This is a genomic window from Pseudomonas sp. GW456-12-1-14-TSB6, assembly GCF_059424205.1.
The window spans coordinates 64,083-82,924 of sequence record NZ_JBWKZE010000023.1; the positions used below are offsets into that span (position 1 = coordinate 64,083).

Annotated in this window: 16 protein-coding genes; 7 read left to right on the forward strand and 9 right to left on the reverse strand. The window is 61.3% G+C overall.

Translation table 11 applies throughout. The features are described 5' to 3' along the window. Nucleotides 1-47 precede the first annotated feature (47 nt). Nucleotides 48-485 (forward strand): universal stress protein, encoded by a 438-nt coding sequence (locus AC07Y2_RS20545; protein ID WP_011335197.1) that lies wholly within the window; start codon nucleotides 48-50, stop codon nucleotides 483-485. 75 nt (nucleotides 486-560) lie between these two features. On the opposite strand, the gene AC07Y2_RS20550 is transcribed toward AC07Y2_RS20545, so the two are convergent. Beyond that, nucleotides 561-2,483 (reverse strand): ATP-binding cassette domain-containing protein, encoded by a 1,923-nt coding sequence (locus AC07Y2_RS20550; protein ID WP_103386737.1) that lies wholly within the window; start codon nucleotides 2,481-2,483, stop codon nucleotides 561-563. 214 nt (nucleotides 2,484-2,697) lie between these two features. Here AC07Y2_RS20550 and AC07Y2_RS20555 point away from each other — a divergent pair, with 214 nt between their 5' ends. Further along, nucleotides 2,698-4,626, forward strand: a complete 1,929-nt coding sequence (locus tag AC07Y2_RS20555; protein WP_103386736.1) for a transglycosylase SLT domain-containing protein — start codon at nucleotides 2,698-2,700, stop codon at nucleotides 4,624-4,626. Nucleotides 4,627-4,719: 93 nt separating this feature from the next. On the opposite strand, the gene AC07Y2_RS20560 is transcribed toward AC07Y2_RS20555, so the two are convergent. Further along, nucleotides 4,720-6,513, reverse strand: coding sequence for an ABC transporter transmembrane domain-containing protein (locus AC07Y2_RS20560; RefSeq protein WP_178082867.1), 1,794 nt, complete (start codon nucleotides 6,511-6,513; stop codon nucleotides 4,720-4,722). A 259-nt stretch (nucleotides 6,514-6,772) separates the two neighbouring features. Here AC07Y2_RS20560 and AC07Y2_RS20565 point away from each other — a divergent pair, with 259 nt between their 5' ends. Then, on the forward strand, nucleotides 6,773-6,952 hold the full coding sequence (locus AC07Y2_RS20565; RefSeq protein WP_064598133.1) for a PA1571 family protein: 180 nt from the start codon (nucleotides 6,773-6,775) through the stop codon (nucleotides 6,950-6,952). Nucleotides 6,953-7,009: 57 nt separating this feature from the next. On the opposite strand, the gene pdxB is transcribed toward AC07Y2_RS20565, so the two are convergent. Further along, nucleotides 7,010-8,152, reverse strand: coding sequence for a 4-phosphoerythronate dehydrogenase PdxB (gene pdxB / locus AC07Y2_RS20570; RefSeq protein ID WP_103386735.1), 1,143 nt, complete (start codon nucleotides 8,150-8,152; stop codon nucleotides 7,010-7,012). A 179-nt stretch (nucleotides 8,153-8,331) separates the two neighbouring features. On the opposite strand from pdxB, the gene AC07Y2_RS20575 reads away from it, so the two are divergent. Further along, nucleotides 8,332-9,741: an MATE family efflux transporter gene (locus AC07Y2_RS20575; protein WP_041475594.1), complete on the forward strand. Its 1,410-nt coding sequence runs from the start codon at nucleotides 8,332-8,334 to the stop codon at nucleotides 9,739-9,741. A gap of 49 nt (nucleotides 9,742-9,790) precedes the next feature. On the opposite strand, the gene tusA is transcribed toward AC07Y2_RS20575, so the two are convergent. After that, the gene (tusA, locus tag AC07Y2_RS20580) at nucleotides 9,791-10,042 is read right to left on the reverse strand and encodes a sulfurtransferase TusA (RefSeq protein WP_007953079.1); all 252 of its coding nucleotides are present in this window, start codon (nucleotides 10,040-10,042) and stop codon (nucleotides 9,791-9,793) included. A gap of 65 nt (nucleotides 10,043-10,107) precedes the next feature. Continuing rightward, nucleotides 10,108-11,181 carry a 23S rRNA (cytidine(2498)-2'-O)-methyltransferase RlmM gene (gene rlmM, locus AC07Y2_RS20585; RefSeq protein WP_103386734.1) on the reverse strand — a complete coding sequence of 358 codons (1,074 nt, stop codon included), beginning with the start codon at nucleotides 11,179-11,181 and terminating at the stop codon, nucleotides 10,108-10,110. A gap of 221 nt (nucleotides 11,182-11,402) precedes the next feature. Between rlmM and acnA the strand changes: the two genes are divergently transcribed. After that, a complete protein-coding gene (acnA, locus tag AC07Y2_RS20590; protein ID WP_103386733.1) occupies nucleotides 11,403-14,144 on the forward strand; it encodes an aconitate hydratase AcnA in 2,742 nt (913 codons plus the stop codon). 290 nt (nucleotides 14,145-14,434) lie between these two features. Here acnA and AC07Y2_RS20595 read toward each other — a convergent pair whose 3' ends face one another. Both AC07Y2_RS20595 and AC07Y2_RS20600 read right to left on the reverse strand, forming a co-directional pair. Continuing rightward, nucleotides 14,435-15,250, reverse strand: a complete 816-nt coding sequence (locus AC07Y2_RS20595; protein ID WP_103386756.1) for an aminoglycoside phosphotransferase family protein — start codon at nucleotides 15,248-15,250, stop codon at nucleotides 14,435-14,437. Then, nucleotides 15,243-15,731 carry an SRPBCC family protein gene (locus tag AC07Y2_RS20600; protein ID WP_039772808.1) on the reverse strand — a complete coding sequence of 163 codons (489 nt, stop codon included), beginning with the start codon at nucleotides 15,729-15,731 and terminating at the stop codon, nucleotides 15,243-15,245. Before AC07Y2_RS20600 ends, AC07Y2_RS20595 begins: the two co-directional genes overlap by 8 nt. 196 nt (nucleotides 15,732-15,927) lie before the next feature. Between AC07Y2_RS20600 and AC07Y2_RS20605 the strand changes: the two genes are divergently transcribed. Together AC07Y2_RS20605 and AC07Y2_RS20610 are read left to right on the forward strand one after the other, a co-directional pair. Beyond that, nucleotides 15,928-16,848, forward strand: coding sequence for an ADP-ribosylglycohydrolase family protein (locus AC07Y2_RS20605; protein ID WP_103386732.1), 921 nt, complete (start codon nucleotides 15,928-15,930; stop codon nucleotides 16,846-16,848). Between the two features lie 55 nt (nucleotides 16,849-16,903). Continuing rightward, on the forward strand, nucleotides 16,904-17,308 hold the full coding sequence (locus tag AC07Y2_RS20610; protein ID WP_103386731.1) for a lysozyme inhibitor LprI family protein: 405 nt from the start codon (nucleotides 16,904-16,906) through the stop codon (nucleotides 17,306-17,308). Between the two features lie 67 nt (nucleotides 17,309-17,375). Here AC07Y2_RS20610 and peaD read toward each other — a convergent pair whose 3' ends face one another. Together peaD and qhpC are read right to left on the reverse strand one after the other, a co-directional pair. After that, nucleotides 17,376-18,494 (reverse strand): quinohemoprotein amine dehydrogenase subunit beta, encoded by a 1,119-nt coding sequence (gene peaD, locus AC07Y2_RS20615; RefSeq protein ID WP_103386730.1) that lies wholly within the window; start codon nucleotides 18,492-18,494, stop codon nucleotides 17,376-17,378. Nucleotides 18,495-18,517: 23 nt separating this feature from the next. Next, entirely contained in the window at nucleotides 18,518-18,841 is a 324-nt protein-coding gene (gene qhpC, locus AC07Y2_RS20620; protein WP_008016081.1) for a quinohemoprotein amine dehydrogenase subunit gamma, read from the reverse strand. Nucleotide 18,842: the final 1 nt, after the last annotated feature.

Here is an 18,842-nt window from a genome sequence, read left to right on the forward strand (position 1 = left end):
GAAACCAGCCATACTTACCAATATTGATCCCTCACGAGGAGCACCTCATGCCCTACCACCATATCCTGGTCGCCGTAGATCTGACCGAAGAGTGCGACCCTGTGATCCACCGCGCCCGAGAGCTGTCGGTAAGCAATGGCGCCAAGCTGTCGCTGGTGCATATCGTTGAACCGATGGCCATGGCCTTCGGCGGTGACGTGCCAATGGATCTGTCACAACTGCAACAACAGCAGTTCGATCAGGCCAAGGAACGTCTCGAACGCCTGAAGCACAAGTACACCGAGCTCGAAGGCGCCAACTGCCACTTGACCTACGGCCAGCCACGTCAGGAAATCCACCATTTTGCCAAGGAACAGCAGTGCGACCTGATCGTGGTCGGCAGCCATGGCCGGCATGGTCTGGCGTTGTTGCTGGGCTCGACCGCCAATGACGTGCTGCACGGCGCACCGTGCGATGTGCTGGCGGTGCACCTGGTCAAACGCTGATACCAGTCACTTATGAAAAGCTGAAAAGCCCGGCGCCCATAACTGGACACCGGGCTTTTTCATGCCTGGAATCAATCAGGCGTCCAGCTCGGCCCAACGCTCAACCAAGGCATCCAGCTCCGCCTGCAATTGCTCCAGAGAAGCAATGACCTTGGCCGTCTCGGCCGGTGGACGCTGATAGAAACCGGTCTCGGCCATTTCAGCCTCGACAGCAGCAATCTGCTGCTCTTTGGCGTCGATATCGCCCGGCAGGGCTTCCAGCTCGCGTTGAAGCTTGTAGCTCAGTTTCTTCTTCGCAGCCGGGGCCGCAGCAACAGGCGCGGCGACCGGAGCCGGCTCAGCAGTGACCACCGCCGAGTTCAGGTCAGCCTTGCCGGATTTGCTTTCCGTCACGCCCAGCAGACGCGGCGAGCCGCCCTGGCGGATCCAGTCCTGATAGCCGCCGACGTATTCGCGAACCTTGCCTTCACCTTCGAAGACCAGGGTGCTGGTGACCACGTTGTCGAGGAATGCCCGGTCGTGGCTGACCATCAGCACAGTGCCGTTGAAGGTCAGCAGCACTTCCTCGAGCAGCTCAAGGGTTTCCACGTCGAGGTCGTTGGTCGGCTCGTCGAGTACCAGCAAGTTCGCCGGCTTGCTGAACAGTTTGGCCAGCAGCAGACGCGCACGCTCGCCGCCGGACAACGCCTTTACCGGCGTGCGGGCACGCTGCGGGCTGAACAGGAAGTCGCCGAGATAGCTCAGCACGTGGCGGCTCTGGCCGTCGATATCGATGAAGTCGCGACCTTCGGCGACGTTATCGATCACGGTTTTTTCCAGATCCAGCTGATGACGCAACTGGTCGAAGTAGGCCACGTCGATCTTGGTGCCCTCTTCCACTTTGCCGCTGGTCGGTTGCAGACCGCTGAGCATCAGTTTCAGCAGGGTAGTCTTGCCGGTACCGTTGGCGCCGAGCAGGCCGATCCGGTCGCCGCGTTGCAGCACCATGGAGAAATCGCGTATCAGGAACGGACCGCCCGGATGCGCGAAGCTCACGTTATCCAGCACCATCACCTGCTTGCCGGACTTCTCCGCTGTTTCCAGCTGGATGTTGGCCTTGCCGGTGCGCTCGCGACGCTCGCTGCGCTCCACGCGCAATGCCTTCAGCGCACGTACGCGGCCTTCGTTACGGGTGCGACGGGCCTTGATGCCCTGGCGAATCCACACTTCTTCCTGGGCCAGACGCTTGTCGAACAGCGCGTTGGCGGTTTCTTCGGCGGCCAGTGCGGCTTCTTTATGGACGAGGAAACTGGCGTAGTCGCCGTTCCAGTCGATCAGGCCGCCGCGATCCAGTTCGAGGATGCGGGTGGCAAGGTTTTGCAGGAAGGAACGGTCGTGCGTGATGAACAGCACAGCGCCCTGGAAATCCTTCAGCGCTTCTTCAAGCCAGGCAATCGCACCGATGTCCAGGTGGTTGGTCGGTTCGTCGAGCAGCAGCAGATCCGGTTCGGACACCAGCGCCTGCGCCAGCAACACACGACGACGCCAGCCGCCGGACAGTTCGGCGAGGGTCTTGTCGGCCGGCAGTTGCAGGCGGCTCAGGGTGCTGTCGACCAGGGTCTGCAAGCGCCAGCCATCGCGGGCTTCGAGGTCGTGCTGAACGTGCATCAGCTTGTCCAGATCGGCGTCGGTGACGATGTTCTGGCTCAGGTGATGGTATTCGGCGAGCAAGGCGCCAACGCCATCGAGGCCTTCGGCAACCACGTCGAATACAGTCCGCTCGTCGGCCACCGGCAATTCCTGCGGCAATTCACCGATTTTCAGACCGGGGGCACGCCACACCGAGCCGTCATCAGGCTTCTGGTCGCCCTTGACCAGTTTCATCATGCTGGATTTGCCAGTGCCGTTGCGGCCGATGATGCACACCCGCTCACCACGGGCGATCTGCCAGGACACCTTGTCCAACAACGGCATCGCGCCGAATGCAAGGGACACATCGCTGAATTTGAGCAGGGTCATGAGCTTCTCCAAAAACCGGGCGCGCATTCTACCTGAATCGAGACCCGAACAGGCCGGCAATTTCGCCGCTGACGCACTCTGCACAACAATTGTTGCGAACTTGTGCTGCAAGGTCGGCAAAGCTTTCGCCCCTTGCTGGCAAAAGGCTAAGCTACAGGCAATTCAGTGCCGGTTTGAGCCGGCACTTGTCATGATTTCTCTGCCCGGATGTCTCATGCGCAGTCGCCTCTTCAGTGTTTTGTCATGTTTGCTGCTTTCCGCCGCTGCCGTTCAATCCGCCCAGGCGGTGGACCTGTCCACCCAACGCCAGTATTACGATGAAGCCAAGCGCGCCCTGGCCAAAGGCGACAGCGGCCCGTATTTCCGTTACAGCCAGGCACTCGCCGATTATCCGCTGGAGCCGTACCTCGCCTACGACGAGCTGACCGCCCGGCTGAAAACCGCCAGCAACGCGGAGATCGAAAAATTCCTCGCCGAACACGGTGACCTGCCCCAGGCCAACTGGATGAAACTGCGCTGGCTGCGCTGGCTGGCCGATCGCGGCGACTGGGCGACGTTCGTCAAGTATTACGACCCCAAACTGAATTTCACCGAACTGGACTGCCTCAACGCGCAGTACCAGATCAGCCACAACAAGAAGGCCGAGGGCTACGCCAACGCCGAGAAACTCTGGCTGACCGGCAAATCCCAGCCCGCCGCCTGTGATGCGCTGTTCGGCATGTGGGCCGCCGAAGGTCAGTTGACCGAACAGAAACGCTGGGAACGCGCCAAACTCGCCGCCCAGCACCGCAACTACCCACTGGCCAACAGCCTGGTCAATGGCCTGACCACCCTCGCCCCGCGCGGCCGCCTGCTGGTGGACGTGGCGCAGAAACCGGAATTGCTCAACCAGCCGTCGCGCTTCACGCCGGCCGATGAACCGATGTCGGACGTGGTCGGCCTCGGCCTGCGCCGCCTCGCGCGTCAGGACCCGGACAAGGCCATGGCCCTGCTCGACGGTTATGCCAGCAGCATGCATTTCTCCCGGGATGAAAAAGTCGCGATCGCCCGGGAAATCGGCCTGACGCTGGCCCGCCGCTTCGACAGCCGCGCGCTGGACGTGATGACCAAATACGATCCGGAACTGCGCGACAACACTGTATCCGAATGGCGCCTGCGTCTGTTGTTGCGTCTGGCGCGCTGGGATGACGCCTACCAACTGACCCGCCGTTTGCCACAGGACCTGGCCACCACCAACCGCTGGCGCTACTGGCAGGCCCGCAGTCTGGAACTGGCGCAACCGCAGAACCCGGAAGCACAGACGCTGTACAAGAACCTGTCGCGGGAACGTGATTTCTACGGCTTCCTCGCCGCTGACCGCTCGCAATCGCCGTACTCGCTGAACAACAAGCCGCTGGTGCTCAGTCAGGCGCTGATCAACAAGGTGCGCAACACCCCTGGCGTGCGTCGTGCGCTGGAGTTCCACGCCCGTGGGCAGATCGTCGACGGTCGCCGCGAGTGGTATCACGTCAGCCGGCATTTCAGCCGCGACGAAATGGTCGCCCAGGCGAAACTGGCCTACGACTTGAAATGGTATTTCCCGGCGATCCGCACCATCAGCCAGGCGCAGTACTGGGATGATCTGGACATCCGCTTCCCGATGGCCCACCGCGACACCCTGGTGCGCGAAGCCAAGGTGCGCGGCCTGCATTCGAGCTGGGTGTTCGCCATCACCCGTCAGGAAAGTGCGTTCATGGACGACGCCCGCTCCAGCGTCGGCGCCAGCGGCCTGATGCAACTGATGCCCGGCACCGCCAAGGAAACCGCGCGCAAGTTCAGCATTCCGCTGGCCTCGCCGCAGCAAGTGTTGGATCCGGATAAAAACATCCAGCTCGGCGCCGCCTATCTGAGCCAGGTGCACAGCCAGTTCAACGGCAACCGCGTACTCGCCTCCGCCGCCTATAACGCCGGCCCCGGCCGCGTGCGCCAATGGCTGCGCGGCGCCGACCACCTGAGCTTCGACGTGTGGGTGGAAAGCATCCCGTTCGACGAAACCCGCCAGTACGTACAGAACGTGTTGTCCTATTCGGTGATCTACGGCCAGAAACTCAACTCGCCACAGCCGCTGGTGGACTGGCATGAGCGGTATTTCGACGATCAGTGATCGGGGCGCGTATCGCCGATAGATCGACGTAAACAAAAATGCCCGCATCGAGAGATGCGGGCATTTTTTATGGCGTTCTACTGGGTCGGTTACTTAGTCGGTTACAGGGTCGGTCGAAGCTTGATGACCATCACTGAACTGCAACGCCGCCAACCGCGCATACAGCGGATTGCTCGCGATCAACTCCTGATGTGTGCCGATCGCCACCAGTTTGCCCTGATCCATCACCGCGATCCGGTCGGCGTTTTTCACCGTGGCCAACCGGTGGGCGATGACCAGTGTGGTGCGGTTTTGCATCAGGCTCGGCAGCGCTTGCTGGATCAGGTGTTCGCTCTGGGCATCGAGGGCGCTGGTGGCTTCGTCGAGCAGCAGGATCGGCGCGTCGACCAGCAGCGCCCGGGCGATTGCCAGGCGCTGGCGTTGTCCGCCTGACAGACCGAGGCCACCGTCGCCCAGATGGGTCTGGTAGCCGTCGGGCATCTGTTCGATGAAGTCGTGGGCGTGGGCGATTCTGGCCGCCTCCCGCACCTGCTCCAGCGTGGCGGTCGGGCAGCCGTAGCGAATGTTTTCTTCGACGCTGCCGAAGAACAGCGCCGGGGTTTGCGAGACCAGCGCGAAGCAGCGGCGCAAATCCAACGGGTCTAGGCTCGTCAGCGGCACGCCATCGATCAGGATCCGCCCTCCCCGGGGATCGTAGAAACGCAGCAGCAAGTCATACACCGTGGACTTGCCCGCGCCGGACGGTCCTACAAGCGCGAGGGTTTCTCCGGCGTTGATCGTCAGACTCAAGCCATCGACGGCAAGACTTTCGGGACGCGAAGGGTAGGAAAAACGCACATCCTGTAATTCCAGCTCGCCTTTGACCCGCCCCGGCAACGTCACCAACCCTGTGGTCGGTGGCTGAATAATGTTCTCCGAACGCAGCAGTTCCGCAATTCGCTCCGCGGCGCCGGCCGCTCGCTGCAACTCGCCAATCACTTCGCTCAACGTGCCAAACGCACTGCCAACAATCAGGCTGTAAAACACGAACGCCGCCAGTTCACCCGCCGAAATCCGTCCCGCGATCACGTCCATGCCGCCGACCCACAACATCACCGCGACGGCGCCGAGCACCAGCACGATCACCAGCGTGATCAGCCAGGCCCGCTGGAAAATCCGTTTGCGCGCGGTCTCGAACGCCTGCTCGACGGTGCTGGCGAAACGCTGTTCGTCCTGCACCTGATGGTTGTAGGCCTGTACGGTTTTGATCTGGCCGAGGGTTTCCGAGACGTAGCTGCCAATGTCAGCGATCCGGTCCTGACTCAGCCGGGAGAGGTTGCGCACGCGACGGCCGAAAATCAGGATCGGCGCAATCACCAGCGGCAGTGCGATCACCACGATGCTGGTGAGTTTGGGGTTGGTGATGAACAGCAGCACCACACCGCCAATGACCATCAGCAGATTACGCAGGAACAGCGACAGCGACGAGCCGATCACCGATTGCAGCAATGTGGTGTCAGCGGTCAATCGTGACTGGATTTCCGAGCTGCGATTGTCTTCGTAGAATCCGGGGTGCAGGTACACCAGATGGTTGAACACCTGCCGGCGAATGTCTGCCACCACGCGCTCACCGATCCACGACACCAGATAAAACCGCGCAAAGGTGCCGACCGCCAGGCCGAACACCAACAGCATGAACAGGCCGATGGATTGGTTGAGCAAGTGCGGCGACTGGGTCATGAAGCCTTGATCGACCAGCAACTTGATGCCCTGCCCCATCGACAGGGTGATGCCGGCCGTGACGATCAGTGCCAGCAGCGCGCCAAAGGCCGGCCAGCGATAAGGGGCAAGGAAAGAACTGGTCAGGCGCAAGGCCCGGCGGTGGCGCGAGGAAAGCATCGGGATCATTCAGGTTCACGTCGTGTGCTGATGGATAGGGCCAGCCTACAGAGTCAAATGGGGTGGAACTCTGCAAATCACAATGAGTCAGGTTAATTATGACCGGCAAGACTACCCCCTAGACGCTATTGGTCTAAGGTCCGGGTTGAGACAGACGGTCATTTCTGTTTGAGTGGAGATGCCGTTCCGGACCGACCGCAGGGAGTTGTCACAGCCTGGTCACCTGACGGTTTTAATCTAGGCACACAACCTGATGAGGAGACAGGCCATGTCCTTGCAACACAGCAGCGATGACAAAATTGAAGTGATCCGCACCAAGCCCGGCCAACCTCTGGGTTGCTCGATCATCGATAAGGATGGGCGCGAAGTGCCAATCACTGAAGACATGATCCAGGACGCCTGCCGCGAACTGGAGAAGCGATTGGTCAAGCCTGCCGAACAAAAGTGATATCGCCACCGTCTTCCTGACCCGGCCCCTGCAGGCCGGGTTTTTTCTGCCCGCTGTTTATACCGCCACAGCCCCCAGCGCGGTCACGATCTGGCGCAAGACGGGCGAATCCCCCTCGATCCGCACCTTCAAGCCTTCGATTTCGCGTCGCGACGGATACTGTTTGCGCAGCAGATCAAACGCGGCACGTTGCTCACCGACACTGCCCAGCAATGTGCGACGGAAATCCGCGTCGTCCCGGCGCGGGTCGTACACACCGCGGCACAACATCGCCAGCGCCCAGGCCGGATCGCTGTCGGCGTGCAGGGAAACTTCCGACAACCATGGTGCCGGCAACAGATCGCCGAGCTGAATGCTGGCGGGCTCACCGATAAAGTCGCAGTACGCCTGATAGATCTGCGCCGTACCGCGCTGTTTGCCATCAAGGCTGTAACCGGCGATATGCGGCGTCGCCAGCACGCAGAGTTCGGCCAGCGCCACATCGACTTGCGGCTCGGCTTCCCAGACATCGAGCACCGCTTGCAGGTCTTCTCGCTCCAGCAGCACCTCGCGCAACGCGGTGTTATCCACTACCGGACCGCGCGCCGCGTTGATCAGCCAGGCGCCGGGCTTGAGCTGCTGCAAACGCTGCTCGTCGAACAAATGCCAGGTCGCGCCGTCGCCGCTGCGGGTCAGCGGGGTATGCAGGCTGATCACATCGCACTGCGCGATGATCTGCTCCAGGCTGACATAGTCGCCGCCCTCGGCCGCCTGACGTGGCGGGTCGCAGACTTTCACGTTCCAGCCCAAGCCTTTCAGTACCTTGATCAGGCGGCCGCCGACTTCACCGGCACCGATCACGCCATAAGTGCGTTCACTCAACTCGACGCCTTCGATTTCGGCCAGGGTCATCAGACTGCCAAGCACGTAATCGACCACGCCCCGGGCATTGCAGCCGGGGGCGCTGGACCAGGTAATGCCGGCCTCGTTGAAGTAATCGAGATCCAGATGATCGGTGCCGATGGTGCAGGTGCCGACAAAACGCACCTTGCTGCCTTCCAGCAGTGCGCGGTTGACGTTGGTCACCGAGCGCACCAGCAGCACGTCGGCCTGTTCGACCGTGGCCCGGTCGATGGAACGGCCCGAAACCCGGCGGATCTCGCCGAAACCGGCAAAAAAGGCATCGAGCAGCGGGATATTTTCGTCGGCAACAATCAGCATGGCGGGGCTCCTTGGGCGGATCGGCAGTGTAGGCGCTGGGACTGCGATGAGCCAGCAGGCTGTGATTTCTTGATGAGGCGCCTCGATTACAAATACGCAACAGAGGATTTTTCCTGACCGTTACGTCAGCGGCGTAGAATGCCCGGCCTTGCGCATCAACCCCTGTGGACGCTTTGCCTGTGAATTCCGTGACTGACCGCCCTGCCGCCGTTTCCCTCAACCGCCCTGCCCGGGTTCGCCTGGAGCTGAAAAATCTGCTCGGCCTGGCCCTGCCGATCATGATCGCGCAGCTGGCAACCACCGCCATGGGTTTTGTCGATGCGGTGATGGCCGGACGCGTCGGACCCAAGGATCTGGCGGCCGTGGCGCTGGGCAACTCGATCTGGGTGCCGGTGTTCCTGCTGATGACCGGCACCCTGCTGGCCACCACGCCTAAAGTCGCCCAGCGCTTCGGCGCCGGCACCCACAGCGAAATCGGCCCGATCGTGCGCCAGGCCTTGTGGCTGGCACTGGTGGTGGGCCTGATGGCGACTACGATGCTGTTCAGCGCCGAACCGATCCTGCACCTGATGAAAGTCGATCCGGAGCTGATCGGCCCGTGCATGCAGTACCTGCACGGCATCGCCAGCGGTCTGCCAGCCGTTGCCTTCTACCATGTGCTGCGCTGCACCAGTGATGGCCTCGGCCGCACGCGGCCGGCGATGGTGCTGGGCCTGTGTGGGCTGGCGCTGAACATTCCACTGAACTACGTGTTCATTTATGGCCACTTCGGCGTGCCGGCCATGGGCGGCGTCGGTTGCGGCTGGGCCACGGCGATCGTGATGTGGGTGATGGCGCTGGGTCTGGCCGGTTATGAGCGCTGGGCGCCGGCCTACAAGTCGAGCGAACTGTTCAGCCGTTTCGACTGGCCGCAATGGGCGGTGATCAAGCGCTTGCTGGCCATCGGTCTGCCAATTGGCGTCGCGGTGTTTGCCGAGTCGAGCATCTTCGCGGTGATCGCGCTGCTGATCGGCAGCCTCGGCGCCACCGTGGTGGCCGGGCATCAGATCGCGCTGAACGTCAGCTCGCTGGTGTTCATGATTCCGTACTCGCTGGGCATGGCCGTGACCGTGCGGGTCGGCCAGGCTCTGGGCCGTGAAGAACCTCGCGAAGCACGTTTCGCCGCGGGTGTCGGCATGGGCACCGCGCTGGCTTACGCCTGCCTGTCGGCGAGCATGATGCTGCTGATGCGCGAACACATTGCGGCGATCTATACCTCTGACCCGATGGTGATTCACATCGCGGCGATGCTGATCGTGTACTCGGCGCTGTTCCAGTTTTCCGACGCGATTCAGGTTACCGCCGCCGGCGCCCTGCGCGGGTATCAGGACACCCGGGTGACGATGATCCTGACCCTGTTCGCCTATTGGGGCATCGGTCTGCCGGTGGGTTACGCCCTCGGCCTGACCGACTGGCTCGGCGAGCCACGCGGCCCGAGCGGCTTGTGGGAAGGTTTGATCGTCGGCCTCAGCTGCGCGGCGCTGATGCTGTCGATCCGCCTGACGCGCAGTGCACGCAAACGCATTCGCATCAGCCGCTCGATGGGCTGACCGGCCATAAAAAAAGACCTGCATTTGCAGGTCTTTTTTTGCCTTGCGATCAACCGGACTTCTTGCGGATCCAGTACAGATAGGTCCCGGCTTCTTCGTGCTGCCCCACCAGTTCATGGTCGAGAAACACGCAAAACTTGGGGATGTCGCGGCGGGTCGACGGGTCGGTGGCGATCACCTTGAGCAGGCCACCGGGCACCAGGTCGCGGATGTGCTGGTGCAGCATCATCACCGGCTCCGGGCAGTTGAGGCCCGTGGCGTCGAGGGTGCCGTCGACCGGCGTATCGATCATTTCACTCATGATTCACTCCTGAAACTGGCCGGCATTGTCGCCCAATGCCGGGTGTTCGGTCACCTGTCGCGCGCTCAGCGGGCTTTGGCTTTCTTCACGTCATGGCGGCGCAGATGGCAGGTCACTTCCTCGCGGTCGTGGTACAGCTGCTTGCAACCGATGTCGACCTTGATCCCACGGGCCTTGAAACCGTCGGCGATGCGTTCGAGCAGGCGCTTCACTTCGGCGTAACGCTGCTTCATCGGCAACTTCAGGTTGACCACCGCTTCCCGGCAATGACCCTCGCCGATCCACTCTTCGAGCATCGCGGCGTTGCGCGCCGGTTTCTCGACGATGTCGCAGACCATCCAGTCCACCGGTTGCTTGGGTTTGAAGGTGAAACCGTCAGCCATCAAGTGCTGCACCAGACCGGTGTCCATCAGGCTTTCGGCCATCGGGCCGTTGTCGATGGCGGTCACCAGCATGCCGCGATTGACCAGTTGCCAGGTCCAGCCGCCCGGCGCCGCGCCGAGGTCGACGCCGGTCATGTCGCTGTGCAGGCGATCTTCCCACTGGTCGCGGGGGATGAAGTGGTGCCACGCCTCTTCCAGCTTCAGGGTCGAACGACTCGGCGCCTCGCGTGGGAACTTCAGGCGCGGAATGCCCATCGGCCACATTGCCGAGTTACCGGCGTCGGCCAGACCGAGAAACACCTCACGGCCGCTCTTGAAGGTCAGCAGCAGACGCGGCTTGCTGGCGTCCTCCACCAGTTTGCCGGCGCCGGTCAGGGCCTTGCGCAGCGGGCCTTCGAACTTCTTGCAGAAGTTCGACAGCTCCTTGCCATCGTTGGTGTCGACGACTTCCAGCCACAGGCTGCCACAGACCGGGAATTGGGCCATGTGCGCGAGGATCACGCTGATACGATCGTTTTCCGGCAGATCGATGAAGAAACCGCGCGCCCACTGGCGCGGGAAGATCAGCTCGGCGAAACGCTGACCGCGCATCAGGCGTTCGGCGCCGTCTTCTTCGGTGCAGACAAACTCGGCGCAGGCGGTGGCTGGTTTGGCCTTGGCGTAGCCGGCCACGTTCAGTCGGGCGGCGAGGTCGGAAATCTCCGAGCAGACTTCGCCTTCGAAGCCTGGCCGGCAATGCATGAATAGGGTGTTCATTCTTACTCCTGGGCAGAGGGCGATCATTCATCCCCTGCGCGATGCCCAGACCTGCGTTGAAGCAAAGCCTGTCACGAAAACCGGCGCATGATAGCCCATGTCGGAACCTTGGACTTGCCCATAGAGTCCAGTTATTAGCCAGCTACTGAAAACAGGGCTACGTTGATAGCTCTGCCCGTCCCCTCAGTCCGTAGCCGTGCGGACTCAAAGGAGTGATCGTAATGCCGTCCCTTGATAGCCTGAACACCCTTAAAACCCTGAAGATAGACGACAAGACTTACCACTATTTCAGCCTGCCGGATGCCGCCAAGAACTTGGGCGATCTCGACAGGTTGCCGATGTCGCTGAAAGTCCTGCTGGAAAACCTGCTGCGCTGGGAGGATGAAAAAACCGTCACCGGCGCCGACCTCAAGGCGCTTGCCGCATGGCTCAAGGAGCGCCGCTCCGACCGGGAAATCCAGTACCGCCCTGCCCGCGTGCTGATGCAGGACTTCACCGGCGTACCCGCCGTGGTCGATCTGGCCGCCATGCGCGCCGCCATGGCCAAGGCCGGTGGTGATCCGCAGCGAATCAACCCGTTGTCGCCGGTGGATCTGGTGATCGACCACTCGGTGATGGTCGATAAATTCGGCAGTGCCAGCGCCTTCGAACAGAACGTCGACATCGAAATGCAGCGCAATGGTGAACGCTACGCCTTCCTGCGCTGGGGCCAGAGCGCCTTCGATAACTTCAGCGTGGTGCCGCCGGGCACCGGGATCTGCCACCAGGTCAACCTCGAATACCTCGGTCGCACGGTGTGGACCAAGGACGAAGACGGCCGTACCTATGCCTTCCCCGACACACTGGTCGGCACCGACTCCCACACCACCATGATCAACGGCCTCGGCGTACTCGGCTGGGGCGTCGGCGGTATCGAGGCGGAAGCGGCGATGCTCGGGCAACCGGTGTCGATGCTGATTCCGGAAGTGATCGGCTTCAAACTCACCGGCAAACTAAAGGAAGGCATCACCGCCACCGACCTGGTGCTGACCGTCACCCAGATGCTGCGCAAGAAAGGCGTGGTCGGCAAATTCGTCGAGTTCTATGGCGACGGTCTCGCCGACCTGCCGCTGGCCGACCGCGCAACCATCGCCAACATGGCCCCGGAATATGGCGCGACCTGCGGCTTCTTCCCGGTGGATGACGTGACCCTCGACTACCTGCGCCTGTCCGGCCGTCCGCCCGAAGTGGTGAAACTGGTCGAGGCCTACACCAAGGCTCAGGGCCTGTGGCGTCTGCCCGGTCAGGAACCGGTGTTCACCGACAGCCTGGCGCTGGACATGGGCAGCGTCGAAGCCAGCCTCGCCGGGCCGAAACGCCCGCAGGACCGGGTTTCCCTGCCGAATGTCGGCCAGGCCTTTAGTGACTTCCTAGACCTGCAATTCACACCTACCAGCAAAGAAGAAGGACGTCTGGAAAGCGAAGGCGGTGGCGGTGTCGCAGTGGGCAACGCCGATCAGGACGGAGAAACCGATTATGAGTACGACGGCCACACCTATCGCCTGAAAAACGGCGCCGTAGTGATTGCCGCGATCACCTCCTGCACCAACACCTCCAACCCCAGCGTGATGATGGCCGCCGGCCTGCTGGCGAAAAAAGCCGTGGAAAAGGGCCTGACCCGCAAGCCGTGGGTGAAAAGCTCATTGGCACCGGGGTCGAAAGTGGTCACCGATTACTACAAGGCCGCCGGGCTGACGCAGTACCTCGACCAGCTCGGGTTTTCACTGGTGGGTTACGGCTGCACCACTTGTATCGGCAACTCCGGACCGCTGCCGGAACCGATCGAAAAAGCCATCCAGAAAGCCGACCTGACCGTGGCTTCGGTGCTGTCCGGCAACCGCAACTTTGAAGGCCGGGTGCATCCGCTGGTGAAAACCAACTGGCTGGCGTCACCGCCACTGGTGGTCGCCTACGCCCTGGCCGGCACTGTGCGCACCGATATCAGCAGCGAACCGCTGGGTAACGACCAGCAAGGTAACCCGGTGTACCTGCGTGACATCTGGCCGAGCAGCAAGGAAATCGCCGACGCGGTAAATCAGGTCAACACGGCGATGTTCCACAAGGAATACGCCGAGGTGTTTGCCGGTGATGAACAGTGGCAAGCCATCGAAGTGCCGCAAGCCGCGACCTACGTCTGGCAGGCGGATTCGACTTACATCCAGCATCCGCCGTTCTTCGATGACATTGCCGGGCCATTGCCGGTGATCGCCGATGTGAAAGGTGCGCGAGTGCTGGCGCTATTGGGCGATTCGGTGACCACCGACCACATCTCCCCCGCCGGCAACATCAAGGTCGACAGCCCGGCCGGACGTTACCTGCGCGAGCAAGGCGTCGAGCCACGGGACTTCAACTCCTACGGCTCGCGCCGGGGCAACCACGAAGTGATGATGCGCGGCACGTTTGCCAACATCCGTATCCGCAACGAAATGCTCGGCGGCGAAGAAGGCGGCAACACCCTCTACATTCCCACCGGCGAAAAACTGGCGATCTACGACGCGGCCATGCGCTATCAGGCCTCGGGCACGCCGCTGGTGGTGATTGCCGGGCAAGAATACGGCACCGGCTCCAGCCGCGACTGGGCCGCCAAGGGCACCAACCTGCTGGGCGTCAAAGCGGTGATCGCCGAAAGCTTCGAGCGCATCCACCGCTCCAACCTGGTGGGGATGGGCGTGCTGCCGTTGCAGTTCAAATTGGATCAGAACCGCAAGAGCCTGAACCTGACCGGCAAGGAAACCCTGGATATTCAGGGCCTGAGCGGTGTCGAGCTGACGCCACGGATGAACCTGACCCTGGTCATCACCCGTGAAGACGGACGGCAGGAGAAAATCGAAGTGCTGTGCCGCATCGACACCTTGAACGAGGTGGAGTACTTCAAGTCCGGCGGGATTCTGCATTACGTGTTGCGCCAGTTGATCGCCTCGTAAGACCTGCAGATGCAGAAACACCGCCAGATCGGCGGTGTTTCCGTTTGGGCACGGCACTTTTCTGCGGGCGAAAAAAAACCCGCCGAAGCGGGTTTTTCCCAAGACCATTATCGACTCCCTGTCGGCAGCGATCCTTGCTAATGGTCGATCATCCGTGATCCTGAAACACTCCCTGTGCTTCAGTTGATGAGGCTAGATTACGCTCTGGATCCAATCGGCAATAGTCGAAAAAGCTACCAGCGCGTGTAAGACATTCGCCATAGCGCGCCTTCCGAAAACCCTTAGGCGTGTCAGGCATTGAGCGCGGAAGCCGCCAGTTGGGCGACTTTCAGCTGCCCGGCGGCGGCTTTTTGCTCGTCATCCTCCATGAACCATGCGGCAGACAGTCCGGCAAAGGCCAATACCCATTGCAGCAAGCGGCTTCGCTCGATGCCCGCTGTTGCGCAGATCACCTCGACTTGCCGCTGAAAGCGCTCCGGATCGGTGGCCGTCAGCAGTTCCGGGTTGCAGATCAGGTTGGCGTAGTCATAACCACGCTCGCCCCGCACCCGCTTGGGGTCGATGGCCAGCCAGCCCCGTGGGCCGAAATCGAGGACGTTGTCGTGGTGCATGTCGCCGTGCAGCACCACCACGTCGTGCGGTTCGGCGAGCAAGGTATCGGCGATTTGCAGGCATTCGGCGTATTGGCCGCCGTATCGGGCCGCGGCCATTGTTAATGATGCAAACCATGGCGCCAGCTCCACCAACGGCGGTGGCTGCGTCGGTCGCGGTGCGTGCAGGTGCGCCAGCGCTCGACACATGATCCGTGTGGCTTCGTCGTCTTCGCCGTTGAGCGCCATGTGCATCAGCGAACGCTGGCCCATCGCCCGCTCCAGCAACAGGCTCTCGTCGTGATGGGCGAGCACCCGGGCGGCACCGTCGCCGCCCCACCAGGTCATCAGCAGGTTGCCGTACTTTTCCTCCTCGTCCACCGCGACTTTCAGCATCGCCGGAGTATTGCCCTGACGCACAGGTAACAGGCGGCTGCCCGGGGTGATGATTGGCTCACCGTCTGGCGTCAGCGCCCAGCGTTCCAGCCACGGCGTAAACAGGTCGGGATCAGCCACCTTCACGCTCACGGGCCCGGTCGCTCTCCGCGAGGAAGTGCTCAAGCCGACTCAACTGTTCCTCCCAGCCCCGGCTGTCCATGTAATACGCCTCTTTCTGGCGAACGTCGGGAATGTGCGCGAAACCGGACTCGGAGACTTTCAGCAACGTGCCGTTCTCGTAGTCCTGCAGTTCGAATCTGACCAGGGTGGTCGGTTCCTGCGAGTAGTCGATTTTCGGATTTACCGCATAGGGATGCCAGCGGAAGGAGAACAACTGCTGCGGCTCGACCCGCTCCACCAGCACGTTCCAGAGCACATGTTCATAACCGGGGTACGTCACCTGCCCCTGCGTCCATTCGCCCGCGATAAACCGCCGGCCCTCCAGCGCAACGCCGAACCACTGGCCGAACGCCTCGGCATCGACCAGGGCGCGCCAGACATGGGAGCGCGGCGACCTGAGCATGATCTTGCGTTCAAAGCTGTTGGGTACTGGTTTCATACGTCACCTCCTGTTTTGAACAGTAGGCTTGTATGACCACATGTCCAATCCGAAGTTGTATCAATCCAGTGCAACGGTCGGGTCTGATTGAAATATCCGGCAGTATTTTGGATCACCGGTTCGTCAGAATGCGCACGGATCGGCGCGGCGAAACTGCTAACGTTCGCAGCGAATTGAACGACACAAGGACGTCATCATGCAGCCCTCCCTCCCCGAACGTTACCGTGGCGCCCTGCTCGGCCTGGCCTGCGGCGATGCCGTGGGAACCACCGTCGAATTCCAGCCTCGCGGCAGCTTCCAGCCCCTGACCGACATGGTCGGTGGCGGGCCTTTTCACTTGAAGCCCGGACAATGGACCGACGACACCTCGATGGCGTTGTGCCTGGCGGAAAGCCTGCTGAACAAAAACGGCTTCGATGCCGCAGACCAGATGGGCCGCTATCTGAACTGGTGGCAATGGGGTTATCTGAGTTCGACCGGCGAATGCTTCGATATCGGCATGACCGTGAGTCAGGCTCTGGATCGCTATCAACAAACCGGAGAGCCGTTTGCCGGCTCTACTGACCCGCACAGTGCCGGCAATGGCTCGTTGATGCGACTGGTGCCTGTGGTTCTGTTCTATTTCCCCGATGCCCGGCAAATCAGGCGATTCGCCGCTGACAGTTCACGCACCACCCACGCGGCGCCCGAGGCCATCGAATGTTGCCAACTGTTTGCCGAACTGCTCTGCAAGGCCCTGGAAGGCGCATCGAAAGCGCAACTGCGCACTCTGCCCCAAACATCCTTCCACCAGCCCAAGGTGGCGGCGATTGCCCGGGGTAACTACCTGCACAAGACCGAGCGCGAAATCCGCGGCAGCGGCTACTGCGTCGAATCCCTGGAAGCGGCGTTATGGTGCTTCCAGCACACCAACAGCTTTGCCGCCGCCGTCCTGCAAGCGGCCAACTTGGGCGATGACGCAGACACCACGGCCGCCATTGTCGGTCAGTTGGCCGGAGCCCATTACGGCGTGCAGGGAATCCCGTTCGGATGGCTGGAAAAACTGCATGACGGAGAGGAAATTGCGGCGACTGCCGAACGGTTGCTCAACGCATCCAGACATCGCACACCTTGTTAGCGCCACGAAGTCGCTAAACTGCCCGGCACGTTCATTCATCAAAGCGAGATGACTCATGTCCCCACGCCTGCTTCTGGCCCTGACACCCTTTCTTTTCACTTCCGTCGTCCACGCCGCCGTGGACTGCGCCAATGCCAGCGATCAGGCGACGATGAATCAGTGCGCCGCGCAGGAAAACAAGGCGGCGGACAAGGAGTTGAACTCGGTTTATCAGCAGATTACCGCCCGGTTGAAGGACAACCCTGATGGCAAAAAACTGCTGGTGAGCGCGCAGCGGGCCTGGATCGGGTTTCGCGATGCCGAGTGCAAGTTTTCGGCATCCGGGGTGGCAGGCGGGAGTGTTTATCCGTTGATCTACAACAATTGCATCGCCTCGGTGACAAAGACGCGAACCGAGGCGCTCAAGCAATATTTGAAGTGTGAGGAAGGTGACATGAGCTGCCCGGTGCCCGGGGCCTGATTTTCCAGAGTTTTTGAAGGCCTCTTCGCGGGCTTGCCCGCGAAGGCATCATCCCTGACGCCGCTAATTACCGAACAAAAATCTGCGCCGTAGTAATCGCCATATCCCCACCCGGCAACTTGATGCTGCCAGTCTGTTTCATGGTCTCGGCATCAAAGATCGCCACGTCGTTGAACGTCCCGGCCAGATAGATCCTGCTCCCGTCCTTGTTGAACGAAATGCAGTAGTAGGAATGATCCAGTGTCGCCGCCTGAATCAGCTTTTTCTGCTTGATGTCGTACTTGGCCAGACGATTGAGCACGCCGAACATCAGGTTCGGATCCTTCGGCGAGCGCATGCCGCTGAAGTAGATCTCGGTCAGCGGGCCGAAATCGGTGGTCTCGGTCTTGCCGGTTTTCAGATCGACGCTGAACAAGCCGTACAAATATTCAGCGGTGGCCGGATCCTGTTTCTTGTCCTTAAACTTGGCGGCGGTGTACAGCAGCGAAAAGTCGTGGCGGTAAGTCTGCTGATTCCACACGTAAAGCACGTCCGGCGGGCTGTAGTTCGGACGTTTCCAGTGGCGACTGGGGATCAGCACGTCGAACTTGCCGCTCTTCACATCGACCTTGTAAACATCAGCGCCAGCCACATAGAGCGTGCCGTCATCGCCGCTCTGCATGATCGTCAACTGCCGTGGCGCCGGGAAGCTGCGCACCGGTTTGGCGTCCATCCCGGCGTCGGTGGCGTAGACGTCCAGACGCGGTTGTTTGACCTCGTAGCGGTCGTTGAGCATCTGGGTCGGGTTGGCGATGGTGTACAGCTCCTTGCCGTCATGGCTGACGGTGAAGGCGAACATCGACCGCGCTTTCTCCCCCGGCTGCTGGGTAATGCTGGCGTGGAACACCTGCTTGCAACTGTCCAGTTCAACACCGTAGACATCGGCGTAATGGTTGTTCAGCACGTACGCGGTCTTGCGATCCGGCGAAAGCTGCACAGTGCCGGGGCCAAAGGCATCGGGCATCTTGCAGGTCTTGTACAGGCTGTCGGTCGCCAGGTCGATGACGTGCAGGTTGTTCGGGTAGTTGGTGGTCAACATGTACTCGTGACCGTCTTGCAGCGCGGTGTTTTCATCGGCCAGAACCGGGAGCGAACAGGCGCTCAGAACCGCGAGTGCGGCAAGGCCGCAGGCTTTGATGTTGTGCATGCTGGAATCCTTCTTCTTATGGATCACTTGTCTTTCGGGAAGACAGTGCCGAGGTTGCGCCAGTTGTCGTTGGACGCCTGGGCATCCTTGTTCCAGTCCGGGTAGGTGCTCATCATGTCCGGCACCTGGGCCGGCCACCAGCACGGATCGGAGCAGCCATACAGGTCAGCTTCCATCGGCTGGCACAGCGACGACACCCCGCCGAACGCATCGATTTCCCAACCCGGGTCGGTGGTCGAGGCACAGCCCGCGACGGAGCTCATCGCCACCACTTCTTCGATGCGGTTCTCGTCCGCGGCCTGATCCAGCTTCAATGCTTTGTTATTGATTGCCTTGAGATGTTTCATA

Coding starts and splice junctions, on each gene's coding strand:
- AC07Y2_RS20545 (WP_011335197.1), top strand. CDS start 48: ATGCCCTACCACCATATCCTGGTCGCCGTAGATCTGACCGAAGAGTGC.
- AC07Y2_RS20550 (WP_103386737.1), bottom strand. CDS start 2,483: ATGACCCTGCTCAAATTCAGCGATGTGTCCCTTGCATTCGGCGCGATG.
- AC07Y2_RS20555 (WP_103386736.1), top strand. CDS start 2,698: ATGCGCAGTCGCCTCTTCAGTGTTTTGTCATGTTTGCTGCTTTCCGCC.
- AC07Y2_RS20560 (WP_178082867.1), bottom strand. CDS start 6,513: ATGATCCCGATGCTTTCCTCGCGCCACCGCCGGGCCTTGCGCCTGACC.
- AC07Y2_RS20565 (WP_064598133.1), top strand. CDS start 6,773: ATGTCCTTGCAACACAGCAGCGATGACAAAATTGAAGTGATCCGCACC.
- pdxB (WP_103386735.1), bottom strand. CDS start 8,152: ATGCTGATTGTTGCCGACGAAAATATCCCGCTGCTCGATGCCTTTTTT.
- tusA (WP_007953079.1), bottom strand. CDS start 10,042: ATGAGTGAAATGATCGATACGCCGGTCGACGGCACCCTCGACGCCACG.
- rlmM (WP_103386734.1), bottom strand. CDS start 11,181: ATGAACACCCTATTCATGCATTGCCGGCCAGGCTTCGAAGGCGAAGTC.
- acnA (WP_103386733.1), top strand. CDS start 11,403: ATGCCGTCCCTTGATAGCCTGAACACCCTTAAAACCCTGAAGATAGAC.
- AC07Y2_RS20600 (WP_039772808.1), bottom strand. CDS start 15,731: ATGAAACCAGTACCCAACAGCTTTGAACGCAAGATCATGCTCAGGTCG.
- AC07Y2_RS20605 (WP_103386732.1), top strand. CDS start 15,928: ATGCAGCCCTCCCTCCCCGAACGTTACCGTGGCGCCCTGCTCGGCCTG.
- AC07Y2_RS20610 (WP_103386731.1), top strand. CDS start 16,904: ATGTCCCCACGCCTGCTTCTGGCCCTGACACCCTTTCTTTTCACTTCC.
- peaD (WP_103386730.1), bottom strand. CDS start 18,494: ATGCACAACATCAAAGCCTGCGGCCTTGCCGCACTCGCGGTTCTGAGC.
- qhpC (WP_008016081.1), bottom strand. CDS start 18,841: ATGAAACATCTCAAGGCAATCAATAACAAAGCATTGAAGCTGGATCAG.